Raw genomic sequence first — 12,948 nt, forward strand, 5'->3', positions numbered from 1 at the left:
TAGGCGTGGCGTGAGGCGTGTTGCGGGTGGATCAGTACTTCATCACTACCAAACGGGTCTGGGTAAATTCGAGCATGCCGTGCTTGCCGTCATCGCCGCCCAGACCGGAACGTTTCCAGCCGGCGTGAAAGCCCTGATACGGGTCGGCCGGGGTGCGATTGACGTACAACTCGCCGGCCTCGATGGCGTTGGCGACTTTCATGGTGGTGCGGTAATTCTCGGTGTACAGCACCGACGACAGACCGAACTGATGATCGTTGGCCATGGCCAGCGCTTCGTCGATGTCGCGGTACTTGAGCACCGGCAGTACCGGACCGAAGATTTCTTCCCGGATGATTTCCATGTCCTGGCGGCAGTTGCTGAGCAGCGTCGGTGGGTAAAAATGACCGTTGCCTTGCGGTATAAAACCGCCTGTTTCCAGTACAGCACCGTCGGCGACGGCGCGCTCGACCATGGCGTGGATGTTCTGCTGCGAACTGGCGTTGACCAACGGGCCCATCAGGCTGTCGTCGGTGGCGCGGTCGCCGAATTTCACTGCGCTGATCTTGGCTTTAAGCAGCGCGAGGAATTGCTCGTAGACGCTTTCCTGCACATAGACCCGCTCCACCGCCGTGCACAACTGGCCGCAATGGGTGGTCTTGGAGGCCACGATTGCGCTGGCGGCGGCTTCAAGGTCGGCGTCAGCTTCAATGATCGCCGGGGTTTTACCGCCCAGCTCCAGCGATGGCTTGGCGATGTTGGCCTTGCAATAGTCGAGCACGATGCGCCCGGCGTTGACGCTGCCGGTCAGGGTGATCAAACCGACGGCCTTGTGGGTGCACACCGCTGCGGCCGTGGCGTGGTCCATGGTCAGGATATTCACGACACCCGCCGGTAAACCGGATTGCTGCACAGCCTTGGCGATCTCGAACGCCGAGGTCGGGGTGTTGTTGCTCGGGCGCACCACCACGGTGTTGCCGGCAATCAGTGCCGGGGCGATTTTGCGCAGCAAGGTGTAGACCGGATAGTTGAACGGTATCAGGCAAGCGACCACGCCAATCGGCTCGCGGTGCAGGAAAAGGTTTTCGTTCGGGGTGTCGCTGGGAATGATCTCGCCTTCGATCCGGCGCGCCCACTCGGCGTGGTAACGGGTGATCTGCGCGGCGTAACGGGCTTCGTTGCTGGCGTCGCTTGCGCTCTTGCCGGACTCGGCGGCCAGCGCTGCACCGATATTTTCGGCACAGGCTTCAAGGGCGTCGGCGAATGAACGCAAGTGTTCGGCGCGTTCGATGCTCGTGAGCTTGCCCCAGACCTTCTGGGCAGCGGCGGCGGCATCGACAGCTGCGGTGGCTTCAGCGGTGGTGGCCGCTGAAACCTGGCCGACCAAGGCTTCGGTCGCCGGGTTGTAGACTGCAATCAGCGCATCGCTGGCAGGCTCAATGAAGTGACCGTTTACAAAGTTTCGCTCGAGTCGCATGTGCATCGCCCATCGTTGTTTTTATCCAGTTCCCCCAGTCTTGGCATCCTGGGCGGGTTGAACAAACGATTTATTGAGCGGAGGAACATTCGAAAATTGCACGTTACCCCTATGGGCGATGATTTCCCCTGTGGGAGCGGGCTTGCTCGCGAAAGCGGTGGGTCAGCAATATCAATATTGACTGACACGACGCCTTCGCGAGCAAGCCCGCTCCCACATGGGTTTTGGGGAGATTAGTTGGCGGCGGTGGAGGGTTCGAGCTGGCGTTGCGCCAACCAGATTTCCTCCTGCAACCACTGGCTGAACACCTGCAATTGCGGCATCAAGGTCTGCTCCGGCCGGGTCACCAGCCAGTAGGATTGATGCCCTTCCACGTGCACGTTCAGCACCTGGGTCAACTGCCCGCTGGCCAGCTCCGGGGCGACCATGTGCCAGTCGGCAATGGTGATGCCCAAACCGTCGGTGGCCGCGCGGATCGCCAGGTCCAGCAGGTCGAATTCATAACCGCCCTGGGTGTCGACGCCGCTGATTTTCGCCGCGTCGAGCCAGTGCTTCCAGGTCAGGTAGCGCTGGTCTTCCCGGGCCAGCACATGCAGCAGGGTCAGGCGATTGAGGTCAATGCCGCCCTCGCTCCATTCCCGCGCATACAACGACGGCGCACACACCGCGATATGCCGCTCCTGGATCAGCAGCGAGCTATCCAGCCCATCCCATTCGCCATCGCCAAAACGGATCGCACAGTCCAGGGTACTGGTTTCCGCCAGGCTGTCCTGCAAGCGAGTGGTGATGCTCAACTCCAGTTCCGGGTGCTTCTCCCGCAGGCGTCCGAGGCGCGGCATCAACCAGCGACTGGTGAAGGTTGGCGGCGCGTTGATGTGCAGACGATTGGAATGGGTCTTCTGCTGAATGCTGCGCACCGTCAGTTCGATCTTGTCGAAGGACTGATGCAATGCCCGCAACAGAATCCGACCGGCGCTGGTCAGCTCGAGGTGGTGGTGTCGGCGCTCCAGCAGCGTTTCTTCGAGCTGTTCTTCCAGCTGACGCACCTGCCGGCTGACGGCGCTTTGCGTCACGTTCAGCAACTCGGCGGCACGGGTGAAGCTGCCCGTGCTACCAGCGACTTCAAAGGCTTTCAGCGCGTTGAGGCCGGGCATTTTTCGTTTCATGGAGGGCTCTCGGGATGAGTGACAAGACGCAAAGCATCCCACGCTCGCTGTGCATTGTCCTACAGGATTTTCTCAGTAACATGCATCTGACGAAGGTTTACTCGCATTTTTTATCGTTTGTTCATCACCTCGCTCATAGCAAGACTTGCCGGCATCTCTAATAAAAAAAACCGAGAGCCACCCCATGCCCTTCCCTGCTTCTTTGCGCCTCAGTCCTCTGCACATCGCTCTACTCTGCACCTTTGCGGCCCCTGCCATGGCCGTGCAAGTGACCGAAAACCTCGACCTCGGCGGCGCTGTTCGTGCGCGCTGGGATTACGATCCGGATCGAGACATCCAGAAGTTCGGCCTCGACACGGTGTTCCTCAGCGCCAAGTACAACTCCGACAGCTGGATCGGTGAGGCTCAGTACCGTTTCTACGGGCGGTCTTACCCTTACCAGTACACCAGGAACTACGGTGACATCCAGTTCGCCAAGTTCGCGTGGGCCGGCTACAAGTTCAACACCGACCAGCAGGTGCAAGTGGGCCTGAACACGGTGCCGTTTGGTTTGCAGCCGTACTTCGGCAGCACGTTCTACGAAACACTGGGCAACGTCATCGGCCTGGAAGATGTGCAACAGGTCGGCGCCAAGTACATCCAGCAAAGTGGCGACTGGAATATCCAGGCCGGCTACTACTTGCGCCCGGCATGGCAAGGCAAAGGCACCAGCAACGGGGTCACCTACTCCAGCGTGGTGTCCGAAGCCGACAGTTACGTCGCCGACGGCAGCAACAACCAGGAGCGCAACACCGTGGTTCTGCGCGCGGCTAAGGGGCTGGACCTGGGCCCGTGGAAGTCTGAAATCGGCCTCTCCGGCCTGACGTCGTCGCTTCAGAATAGGGACACCAATGACGATGGCCGGCGTAACGCCGTGGCCGTGCATTACCTGGGCAAGAACGGGCCTTGGGGCGTGCAGTTGCAGGCAGCGCGGCAGCAGATGTCACCGCGCAATGCCGGCACCGATGAAGTGGTCACCCTCGGCGGTTACGACGGCACTTACAACGTCGCCAGTCGCGGCAATTTATACGTGGCAGACCTGAGCTACGACATCGGCGGCAAGTACCTGTTCGACCAGATCAGCGGCGTGAAGCTGTACGCCAACTACAGCGCCTTCGACAAATCCGCCGATGAGTTCAAGACTTCGCAGCGGTTGATCCTGGGCACCTCGTTTTCCTTCAGCAAACTGTGGATCGCGACTGAGTGGTTGTATGGCAAGAATGATCCGTACACCGGTGGCAGCAGCTATACCCAGAGTCTGGGGGCTGGGGGTAGTAACCAGTGGGAGAATCAGTTGTACATGAACATTGGGTATTACTTCTGATCCAGCGTTTTTGTTGCCCTTGAGGACGCCTTCGCGAGCAGGCTCGCTCCCACAGGTGAGTGAGTATTCTGTGGGAGCGAGCCTGCTCGCGAATAGCCCAAACAACACTTGCATCAAACCCTCCCCAATAGTCAGATAGGCACCATAAAACAATCCAAAAACAATAAACCGACCCGACAACCGAGGCCGGTGCGGAGTCATCCTTCCATGCGTCAACTGCCCTCGCTCAACATGCTGCGCGTCTTCGAAGAGGTTGCGCGGCATCGCAGCTTCAGCCAGGCGGCTTTGGGATTAAACGTCACCCAGGGCGCCGTCAGCCGGCAGATCAAACAGTTTGAAGACTACCTCGGTGTCGCACTCTTCATCCGCACCCCTCAAGGCTTGTCCCTGACCGAAACCGGCACCGCCCTCTCCCCGCATCTGGCGGAGGCCTTCGACCACATCGAACGCGCCCTGCAAGCGGTACGCGTGCCCAACCTGCGTCAGCGCCTGCGGATTCTGGCGCCGCCGACCTGGGCGACTCGTTGGCTATCGGCGCACCTGCGGGTGTTTTGCCAACGCTACCCGGACATCAGCCTGAGCGTGACCAACCAGACCAGCCACGACAGCTTCGCCGAAGTCGATTGCCACATCCGCTTCGGCCTCGATGCCGCCAGCCATTGCAGCAGCCAGTTGCTGGTGATGGAGCGTCACATTGCCGTGGCCAGCCCGGAGCTGTTCAACGACGGCCAACCGCCGGACCTGCGCCAGTTTCCATTGCTGCACATCCTGCACGACGGCAAGCGTTTGAAGGTCTGGGAGAACTGGTTGGCCGCGATGGGCCGCGACGATGTTGATGCGGGGCAAGGGCTGGAATTCAGCACCCTGGATCAGGTGATTCACACGGCATTGGCCGGTGGCGGATTGGCGGTGATTGATCGGCAGATGATCGAAAAGGAACTGGCGAATGGCAGCCTGTTGCCAATCACCCCGGTCGAGGTGGTGGGGCCCTATGGTTATTGGCTGGATGTGGCGAACGACAAGCTGGGGTTGTCGAAGGTGCGGTTGTTTACCGAGTGGTTGGGGTTGGTCAGTAATCCCTAAGAAAACGACATTCTAATGTGGGAGCGGGCTTGCTCGCGAAGGCGGCGGATCAGTCAATATTGATGGCGACTGACACTCCGTCTTCGCGAGCAAGCCCGCTCCCACATTTGGATTTGTGATAGTTCCTTAAACCGGGGCAGCCACTTTCACCACCACCGCGGCACTCCCCTCCACCGGACTTTGCGCCTTGCACGCCTGGCTCAACGTCAGCGATTTTGTCTCCGGCGCCCAAGCCCAGGACAGCAACGCCCCCATCGCCAGAATCGCCGCCAGTATGCCCATGGTCGGGCTCAAGCCAATCCCCGCCACACTCACCGGCAACAGGAAGGTGCTGACCGCCGAACCCAGGCGACTCACCGCCGTGGCCAAACCAATCCCGCTGGCCCGCACTTCAGTCGGAAAGCTCTCCGCCGGGAACACGCCCACCAGGTTACTCACGGCTGAAAGCACCAGCGTGAACAGTCCAAACACCAACACCATCAAAAACGCCGCACTGCCCGGCAGCACCGCCAGCAGGAACAACGCCACGGCGAGGATGATGAACGAGTTGATCAAAAATCCCCGGCGAGAGAATTTGATCGTGCACCAGATCCCGATCAGCGCGCCCAGAATCAACAGCATGTTCAGCATCAACTCGGTACCAAAACCTTCGGCCAGGCCCATCTTCTGCAGGATCGACGGCAGGAAGGTGTAGATGGCGAAGTACGGCATGACGATGCAAACGAAGAACAGGCAGTTGAACGCAGTGCGTTTGCGGTATTCACGACTGAACAACACCGCGTAACCGGAGCGGGTTTCGGTGGATTGGGTTTCATCGAGTTCGACGTTATCGCCCAAGTGTTTCTTCACGATAGCCCGAGCCTCGGCGATCCGGCCCTGATTCACCAGCCAGCGCGGCGACTCCGGCGTGCCGATACGGGCGATCAGAATCAATGCCGCCGGAATCGCCGACGAGGCCAGCATCCAGCGCCAGGCGTCGTCGCCGAGGCTGAGCATGGCGGTGCCGACGAAGGTCGCGGCGACGTAACCGAACGTCCAGATCACACTGAACGAACCGAGCAGCACACCGCGATGTTTCTTCGGCGAAAACTCGGCCAGCATGGCGTGGCCGACGCTGAAGTCACCCCCCAACCCGATACCGATCAGCACCCGACAGAGAAACAGACCCATGGCCGTTTCAGCGTAGAACTGCATCACCGAAGCGATGGTGATCAACACGAAGCTGACCAGGAATATTTTCTGCCGACCGACTTTGTCGGAAATCCAGCCAAAAAACAGACTGCCGAGAAACAAACCGATCAGCGCCGAAGCACCGATCAGGCCCTGCCAGAATGCATCCAACTGCATCTGCGGACTCAGCAGCGTAAACGCGATACCGATCAGACCGAGAATGTAGCCGTCGGTGAAATGCGCGCCGAACGTCAGGCCGGCGATTTTGATGTGGAAGCGCCCGATGGGCAGGTCGTCGATTTTTATCGATTGAGCGGACATGTTCGTCTCCAGTTGTTGTTATTGACGGAGAAATGAAACCGATAGCTTTTGTTCCTGTGGGAGCGAGCCTGCTCGCGAAAGCGGTGGGCCAGGCAACACAAGTGTCGACTGATACTCCCCCTTCGCGAGCAGGCTCGCTCCCACAGGGGGGGCGCGCCGTTACAGGCCGCCCATCAACAGGTATTTGATTTCCAGGTAGTCCTCCAGACCGTACTTCGAACCCTCGCGACCGAGGCCCGATTCCTTGATGCCCCCGAATGGCGCGACTTCCGTGGAGATGATCCCTTCGTTGATCCCGACCATGCCGGCTTCCAGGCCTTCGGCCATGCGCCAGACCCGGCCGATGTCGCGGCTATAGAAGTAGGCCGACAAACCGTACGGCGTGTCGTTGGCCCGTTGCAGCACCTCGGCCTCGTCCTTGAAGCGGAAGCACGCAGCCACTGGGCCGAAGGTTTCGTCCTGAGCGATCAGCATGTCGCTGTTGGCTTCGGTGAGGATGGTCGGCTCATAAAACGTGCCGCCCAATGCGTGACGGCGACCGCCGCATAGCAACGTGGCGCCTTTCTCCAGCGCATCGCCCACATGCAGCTCGACCTTGGCCAGCGCCGCTGCGTTGATCAGCGGACCTTGCTCTGTTTCACCCGCCAGCGCACTGCCCACGCGCATTGCGGCGACCGCCTCGGCGAGCTTGCCGGTGAAGGCTTCGTAGACGCCCTCCTGAATGAAGAAGCGGTTCACGCAGACGCAGGTTTGCCCGGTGTTGCGGAATTTCGAGGCCATTGCGCCTTTGACCGCTGCGTCCAGATCGGCATCGTCGAAGACGATGAACGGCGCGTTGCCGCCCAGTTCCAGCGAGATTTTTTTCAATGTGTCGGCGGCCTGTCGCATCAACAATTTGCCAGTGCGGGTGGAACCGGTGAACGAGAGTTTGCGCACGATGCCGGACGCTTGCAGCGCACCACCAATGGCCACGGCGTCGCCGGAAACGACGTTGAACACACCGGCCGGAATGCCTGCCTGTTCAGCCAGCACCGCCAGGGCGAAGGCCGACAAAGGCGTCTCTTCCGACGGTTTGAGAATCATCGTGCAACCCGCCGCCAGTGCCGGGCCAACCTTGCGGGTGACCATGGCCAGCGGAAAGTTCCACGGGGTGATCGCAGCGACGACACCGATGGCTTCCTTGACCACGATGATCCGCGCATCGGCCTTGTGGCTTGGAATCACGTCGCCGTAAGCGCGTTTGGCTTCTTCAGCGAACCACTCCAGAAAGCTCGCGGCATAGACCACTTCACCCATGGCTTCGGCCAGCGGCTTGCCTTGTTCGCGGCTGAGCAGGGTCGCCAGATCCTTTTGATTGCTCAGCATCAATTCGCTCCAGCGCTTGAGCTTCTGGCTGCGTTCCTTGGCGGTCAATTTGCGCCAGGCTGGCAAAGCGCGGTTGGCGGCGTCGATGGCTCGGTTGGTTTCTTCAGCGCCGGCCTTTTGTACGTCGGCAATTAACTCGCCATTGGCCGGGTTGAACACCGAGTAGGTCGAACCACCGCTGAACCATTGGCCGTCGATGAAGTTGCCGTTGCGGATCAGCGCGCTCATGCCACAGCCTCAGTCAGGTTGAAGCGCTCCAGACCCGGACGGGCCGAACGCAAGATACGTTTGCCGGCGGTGTAATCGTTGATCACGTCGCACGGGGTGTAATTGCGTTCCAGCTCGTACAGCTCATCGGCATCGAGTTTGGTCTCCAGTGCGGCCAAGGCACTGTCGAACTGTTCTGTGGTGTCGGCGCCCACGAGCATGCAATCCACGCCCGGATGATTGGCAACCCAAGCCTGCGCGATCTGTGCGTTGGACACGCCGCGAGCACGGGCCACACGCTGCACCGAATGCGCGATCTCGAACGAAGCTTCGTCGCTGTACATCTGCTGAGTGAAAAAGTCGGTCTGGTTGCGAGTCGATTGCACATCTCCGGTCAACAACCCGCGAGCCAACGGACTGAACACCGACACGCCCAAACCCTGATCACGGCAGAACGGGATCATCTCCCGTTCTTCTTCGCGGTAGGCGCAGTTCAGTTGCAGCTGCATGTTGATCGGCTTGACCCAGCCATTGCGCTCGCAGGCCATGAGAATTTTCGCCAATTGCCCGGTGAGCATGGTCGAGACGCCGATGTATCGCGCCTTGCCGGAACGCACGATGTCGTTCATGGCGCTCATGGTTTCTTCGACCGGGGTATTCACATCGAAGTAATGCAGCATGAACACATCGACGTAATCCATATTCAGACGCTTCAGCGACGCATCGATACTGTCCATGATGTGCTTGCGCGAATGACCGCTGGCGTTGATCCCGGTGCGAGTGCCGTAACCGACCTTGGTGGTGATCACCAGGTCTTCGCGACGGGCCAGGCGCTTGACGATGCGCCCCACCACTTCCTCGCCGACACCGGCGGAGTAGAAGTCCGCGAGGTCGATGAAATTCACACCGTTGTCCAGCGCATGCGCGACGATGGGCTCGCTTTTCTTCTCATCGAAGATCCACGGCTTCCAGTCCGGGGTGCCCATGTTCATGGTGCCCAGGCAGAGGCGGGAGACTTGCAGGCCGGAGTTGCCCAAACGAATGTATTGCATGGCGCGGACCTCAGGCTTTTGGCGTGTAGAAAGGGTTGCTGATGTGATTGACCACATCCGCCAGTTGCGCGGTTTCCGGCTTGCCGGTCAACGCCGCACGAATCGCCGTGCGGCAGGCGTTGTAGTTGTTCAGGTAGACCGCATCCAGGTCATCGCAGGCCGGGTTGACCCAGTTCGCGGTCACGATGGCCCACTCGTCTTCGGCTTCCGGCGGCAAGGTGCCGTCCAGCAGCGCTTCAAGCACAGCCTTGGCGATCCCGGCCTGCGACGCGCCCCACGTGGCGTTGCCGTGCAGGTCACTGCTGATCGCGGCTTTGTTGACGTAAAGGGTCATCGGCTTGACCGGAATGTTCGGCTGGGCGATCACCATGAACGGGCAATGCCCTTGGCTTGGCGATGCCAGGCTATTGGCAAACGCCTGCCCTGCCGGGCCGTTGCGCGGACCGATCAGAATGTTGATGTGCGCGGCATTCACGCCAGGGCCTTCGAAGCCTTCACCGATGTACAGGTCGAGTTCTTTCATGAGTCATTACTCTTCAGGGATTTGGGGTTGATCAGAAGTGCACGCAGACCCTGGAGGTCGCGTGACAAATGTCGGGGGATGAAGAGCGCAGGACGTGGCAGTGAGGATGTGTCATGGGTGCAAACGCTCTTTTTTGTTGTTGATGAGCTGTGTTTGCGATTTTTTAACACTGGGGGTTTGCGGGGCTGTAACCATTAAAAGTCATGAGGGCATGACTTCAAGTCATACCCTTGCGCAACCTGTGGGAGCGAGCCTGCTCGCGAAGACGGTGTATCAGGCAACGATGATGTCGACTGACACTCCGTCTTCGCGAGCAGGCTCGCTCCCACAAGGTTTGCGTTGTTTCTGCTTAGTACGAGGGGGCGTCTTTTTTCATGGTGTCTTTGGACATGGCATCTTTTTTCATGGCGTCCTTGGACATGGTGTCTTTCTTCATCGTGTCCTTGCTCATGGAATCCTTGGACATGCCATCCTTTTTCATCGTGTCCTTTTGCATGGCGTCTTTGGACATCGAGTCCTTGCTCATGCTGTCGTTGCTCATGCCGTCATGGGTTGTTGTATCGGCGGCAAACACGCTGGCAGCGCCAAATGCCAGGCACATGGACAGTACGGTGGTCGCTAACTTTTTCATGATGAAACTCCTTGAAGCACAGGTTGCGAATGAGCGCAGCGAGCGCTACGCAGTGAAGTGGCCAGGCGCCGTCAGCTGCCACCGAACCAGTTGTAGCCCTGGTCTTCCCAGTAGCCACCCGGATAGGTGTTGGTGACGAACATCGCCTGAATGTGTTTGGGATTCTTGTAGCCCAGTTTGGTGGGCATGCGCAGCTTCATCGGGAAGCCATACTGGCGAGGCAGCACCGCGCCGTCATAGGTCAGCGTCAACAAGGTTTGCGAATGCAGTGCGGTGGCCATGTCGATGCTGGTGTAGTAGTCGTCCGCGCATTTGAAGCCGACATATTTGGCATCCGTATCGGCACCGACCCGCGTCAGGAAGTCGCTGAACCGTACGCCGCCCCAGCGCCCGATCGCGCTCCAGCCTTCGACGCAAATGTGCCGGGTAATCTGTTCGGTCTGGGCCATGGCTCGCAGCTCTTCGAGCCGCCAGCTGCGCTTGTCCGCGACCAGCCCGGTCACTTCCAGTCGATAACTCTCTTCCTCCACCGTCGGCGCCTCTTCGACGCCATAAAAGGCATTGAACGGAAACGGCCGGGTGATCATCGATTCGGGATAGGTCGGCGCCAGTGTATTGGGGTTGAACAACCAGCCCTGCACCCGATCGTTGAACCGGGACATGGAGGACAACGCGGTTTCGACGCTTTCGTTGTCGGTGAGGTTGCAGCCGGACAACATGGCCACACCGCCGAGGGTAAGGCCGCGCATCAGGAACGAGCGTCGTGAGCGATCCTCGATCTGCGGTGCAATGATTTTTCTGGCGTCTGTCAGGATGGACGACTCGTCCAGTCCTGAGCCTTGAATGCGCTTTTTCATACGGGTTCCTTGTGACCGACAATCATGGCCCACAACGTTTTGGGAACCAGCGCGACCATCACCAGATGAACCGCGACAAAGGCCACCAACAGCGCCATCGCGATGAAGTGCACATGCCGTGCGCCTTCGTAACCGCCCATCAGTTCACGCAACAGAGGAAACTGGACGGACTTCCACAACACCAGCCCGGAAATCACCAGCAGGATGATGTCGACCATCACGAACAGGTACGCCACCCGTTGCACCTGGTTGTAATGACTCAGGTCGGCATGCCCCAAACGCCCTCGCAACGCCGCCCACAGGTCACGCAGGACACCTTTAGGCGAGACCGGGAAAAAGCGCCGCTTCAGACGGCCACTGACGAGGTTGATGATCAGATAGATGAGGCCGTTGGCGGCCAGAAACCACATCGCCGCGAAATGCCATTGCAAAGCGCCAGCGAGCCAGCCACCCAAGGTGATCGTCTTGGGAAAACTGAAGTCGTACAGCGGGGAAGCGTTATAGATTCGCCAACCGCTGGTGACCATGACCAGCACCGCCAGGGCGTTCAGCCAATGGGTCAGCCGTAGCCAGCGGGGATGGGTGCTGACCGTGGGTGAAGCAGGTAACTGCGACATGATGGGCTCCCGGCGGTTGATCGTTGGAGCCGATTATGTGAGCTGATAGATCGCCAAATCCTCACGTAAAGTTAAATTAAATGTGATAACTCTCGGCGCCTTGCAGCGGTCCTCGCGCCGCAATTGTGTTTAAAATGCCGCCCCTTCCCATTGCCGACGCTGCCCGATGAACTCAGACGCCCTCTCCACCCTCCACGACCATTTACTGACGGCCCTGGCAGCGGCCCCCGCGCAAACCCGCCGGCTGTTCCACGGCCGTGGCCGGTGCTGGCCGGGGCTGGAGCAATTGACCGTCGATTGGCTGCAGGGCGTGGTGCTGGTGTCGCTGTTCAAGGAACCCGAAGCATCACAACTGGACGCGTTGAAACAGAAGCTGATGGACGTCACGCAATCGCCTGCGTGGACGCAATCCGGAGCGCACACGCTCTTGTTGCAACATCGCTACCTGCTGCAAAGCACGACCGAGTGGCTGTTGGGGGACGCGATCGACGAGATGACGATCACCGAGGGCGGTCTGCATTACCGGGTGGACCTGGGCCGCAAACAGAACACCGGCCTGTTCCTCGACATGCGTTACGGCCGCGACTGGGTGCGGGCCAATGCCCAGGGCAAGCGCGTGCTGAACCTGTTCGCCTACACCTGCGGATTCTCGGTGGCGGCCATCGAGGGGGGTGCAACGCACGTGGTCAATCTGGACATGTCGAGCCCGGCCCTGAGCCGTGGCCGCGACAATCACCGGCTCAACGGCCACGACCTGAGCAAGGTGACGTTCCTCGGTCATGACCTGTTCAAGTCCTGGGGCAAGGTGATCGGCAAGGGCCCTTACGACCTGGTGATCATTGACCCACCGTCCTTTCAGAAAGGCAGTTTTCTGCTGACCAAGGACTACCAGCGCGTGCTGCGCCGACTGCCGGAATTGCTCAGCTCCCAGGGCACGGTGCTGGCGTGCATGAACGATCCGGCGTTCGGTCCGGACTTCCTCATCGACGGCGTCACCCGCGAAGCACCGAGCCTGCGGTTCGAGCAACGGCTGGACAATCCGCCGGAGTTTCCGGACGCCGACGAGGCCTGTGGGTTGAAGGCGTTGGTGTTCAGGCTGGGTTAGCTGAAGATCAAAAGATCGCAGGCTTCGCCAGC

At 59.7% G+C, this 12,948-nt stretch carries 12 protein-coding genes; 3 read left to right on the top strand and 9 right to left on the bottom strand.

What is annotated here, in order from left to right; genetic code table 11:
• Positions 1-31: 31 nt before the first annotated feature.
• Complete coding sequence (gene aldA, locus ACYZTX_RS19865) at positions 32-1,456, bottom strand: aldehyde dehydrogenase (protein WP_462035521.1); 1,425 nt, start codon at positions 1,454-1,456, stop codon at positions 32-34.
• 233 nt (positions 1,457-1,689) lie between these two features.
• Complete coding sequence (locus ACYZTX_RS19870; RefSeq protein ID WP_462035522.1) at positions 1,690-2,622, bottom strand: LysR substrate-binding domain-containing protein; 933 nt, start codon at positions 2,620-2,622, stop codon at positions 1,690-1,692.
• Between the two features lie 184 nt (positions 2,623-2,806).
• On the opposite strand from ACYZTX_RS19870, the gene ACYZTX_RS19875 reads away from it, so the two are divergent.
• Positions 2,807-3,985 carry a hypothetical protein gene (locus tag ACYZTX_RS19875; RefSeq protein WP_462035523.1) on the top strand — a complete coding sequence of 393 codons (1,179 nt, stop codon included), beginning with the start codon at positions 2,807-2,809 and terminating at the stop codon, positions 3,983-3,985.
• Positions 3,986-4,192: 207 nt separating this feature from the next.
• Positions 4,193-5,068: a LysR substrate-binding domain-containing protein gene (locus ACYZTX_RS19880; RefSeq protein WP_462035524.1), complete on the top strand. Its 876-nt coding sequence runs from the start codon at positions 4,193-4,195 to the stop codon at positions 5,066-5,068.
• A gap of 126 nt (positions 5,069-5,194) precedes the next feature.
• On the opposite strand, the gene ACYZTX_RS19885 is transcribed toward ACYZTX_RS19880, so the two are convergent.
• The 7 genes from ACYZTX_RS19885 to ACYZTX_RS19915 all read right to left on the bottom strand — a co-directional run bounded on the left by ACYZTX_RS19885 (position 5,195) and on the right by ACYZTX_RS19915 (position 11,811).
• Positions 5,195-6,559 carry an MFS transporter gene (locus ACYZTX_RS19885; RefSeq protein WP_462035525.1) on the bottom strand — a complete coding sequence of 455 codons (1,365 nt, stop codon included), beginning with the start codon at positions 6,557-6,559 and terminating at the stop codon, positions 5,195-5,197.
• A gap of 159 nt (positions 6,560-6,718) precedes the next feature.
• Complete coding sequence (locus ACYZTX_RS19890) at positions 6,719-8,152, bottom strand: NAD-dependent succinate-semialdehyde dehydrogenase (RefSeq protein WP_462035526.1); 1,434 nt, start codon at positions 8,150-8,152, stop codon at positions 6,719-6,721.
• Positions 8,149-9,183, bottom strand: coding sequence for an aldo/keto reductase (locus tag ACYZTX_RS19895; RefSeq protein ID WP_056741901.1), 1,035 nt, complete (start codon positions 9,181-9,183; stop codon positions 8,149-8,151). Before ACYZTX_RS19895 ends, ACYZTX_RS19890 begins: the two co-directional genes overlap by 4 nt.
• A 10-nt stretch (positions 9,184-9,193) precedes the next feature.
• Positions 9,194-9,706 carry a formaldehyde-activating enzyme gene (fae, locus tag ACYZTX_RS19900; RefSeq protein ID WP_008043405.1) on the bottom strand — a complete coding sequence of 171 codons (513 nt, stop codon included), beginning with the start codon at positions 9,704-9,706 and terminating at the stop codon, positions 9,194-9,196.
• Positions 9,707-10,055: 349 nt separating this feature from the next.
• Positions 10,056-10,337: a pentapeptide MXKDX repeat protein gene (locus tag ACYZTX_RS19905; protein ID WP_462035527.1), complete on the bottom strand. Its 282-nt coding sequence runs from the start codon at positions 10,335-10,337 to the stop codon at positions 10,056-10,058.
• A 71-nt stretch (positions 10,338-10,408) separates the two neighbouring features.
• Positions 10,409-11,194 carry a molybdopterin-dependent oxidoreductase gene (locus ACYZTX_RS19910; RefSeq protein ID WP_462035528.1) on the bottom strand — a complete coding sequence of 262 codons (786 nt, stop codon included), beginning with the start codon at positions 11,192-11,194 and terminating at the stop codon, positions 10,409-10,411.
• On the bottom strand, positions 11,191-11,811 hold the full coding sequence (locus ACYZTX_RS19915; RefSeq protein WP_462035529.1) for a cytochrome b/b6 domain-containing protein: 621 nt from the start codon (positions 11,809-11,811) through the stop codon (positions 11,191-11,193). The genes ACYZTX_RS19910 and ACYZTX_RS19915 overlap by 4 nt, the downstream gene beginning before the upstream one ends.
• 166 nt (positions 11,812-11,977) lie before the next feature.
• Between ACYZTX_RS19915 and ACYZTX_RS19920 the strand changes: the two genes are divergently transcribed.
• A complete protein-coding gene (locus tag ACYZTX_RS19920; RefSeq protein WP_462035530.1) occupies positions 11,978-12,916 on the top strand; it encodes a class I SAM-dependent methyltransferase in 939 nt (312 codons plus the stop codon).
• The last annotated feature ends 32 nt before the right edge of the window (positions 12,917-12,948 follow it).

It is taken from the genome of Pseudomonas sp. MDT1-17 (genome assembly GCF_054898105.1).

Bases quoted from the DNA above. Each gene is read 5' to 3' on its own strand.
- aldA (WP_462035521.1), bottom strand. From the start codon at position 1,456: ATGCGACTCGAGCGAAACTTTGTAAACGGTCACTTCATTGAGCCTGCC.
- ACYZTX_RS19870 (WP_462035522.1), bottom strand. From the start codon at position 2,622: ATGAAACGAAAAATGCCCGGCCTCAACGCGCTGAAAGCCTTTGAAGTC.
- ACYZTX_RS19875 (WP_462035523.1), top strand. From the start codon at position 2,807: ATGCCCTTCCCTGCTTCTTTGCGCCTCAGTCCTCTGCACATCGCTCTA.
- ACYZTX_RS19880 (WP_462035524.1), top strand. From the start codon at position 4,193: ATGCGTCAACTGCCCTCGCTCAACATGCTGCGCGTCTTCGAAGAGGTT.
- ACYZTX_RS19885 (WP_462035525.1), bottom strand. From the start codon at position 6,559: ATGTCCGCTCAATCGATAAAAATCGACGACCTGCCCATCGGGCGCTTC.
- ACYZTX_RS19890 (WP_462035526.1), bottom strand. From the start codon at position 8,152: ATGAGCGCGCTGATCCGCAACGGCAACTTCATCGACGGCCAATGGTTC.
- ACYZTX_RS19895 (WP_056741901.1), bottom strand. From the start codon at position 9,183: ATGCAATACATTCGTTTGGGCAACTCCGGCCTGCAAGTCTCCCGCCTC.
- fae (WP_008043405.1), bottom strand. From the start codon at position 9,706: ATGAAAGAACTCGACCTGTACATCGGTGAAGGCTTCGAAGGCCCTGGC.
- ACYZTX_RS19905 (WP_462035527.1), bottom strand. From the start codon at position 10,337: ATGAAAAAGTTAGCGACCACCGTACTGTCCATGTGCCTGGCATTTGGC.
- ACYZTX_RS19910 (WP_462035528.1), bottom strand. From the start codon at position 11,194: ATGAAAAAGCGCATTCAAGGCTCAGGACTGGACGAGTCGTCCATCCTG.
- ACYZTX_RS19915 (WP_462035529.1), bottom strand. From the start codon at position 11,811: ATGTCGCAGTTACCTGCTTCACCCACGGTCAGCACCCATCCCCGCTGG.
- ACYZTX_RS19920 (WP_462035530.1), top strand. From the start codon at position 11,978: ATGAACTCAGACGCCCTCTCCACCCTCCACGACCATTTACTGACGGCC.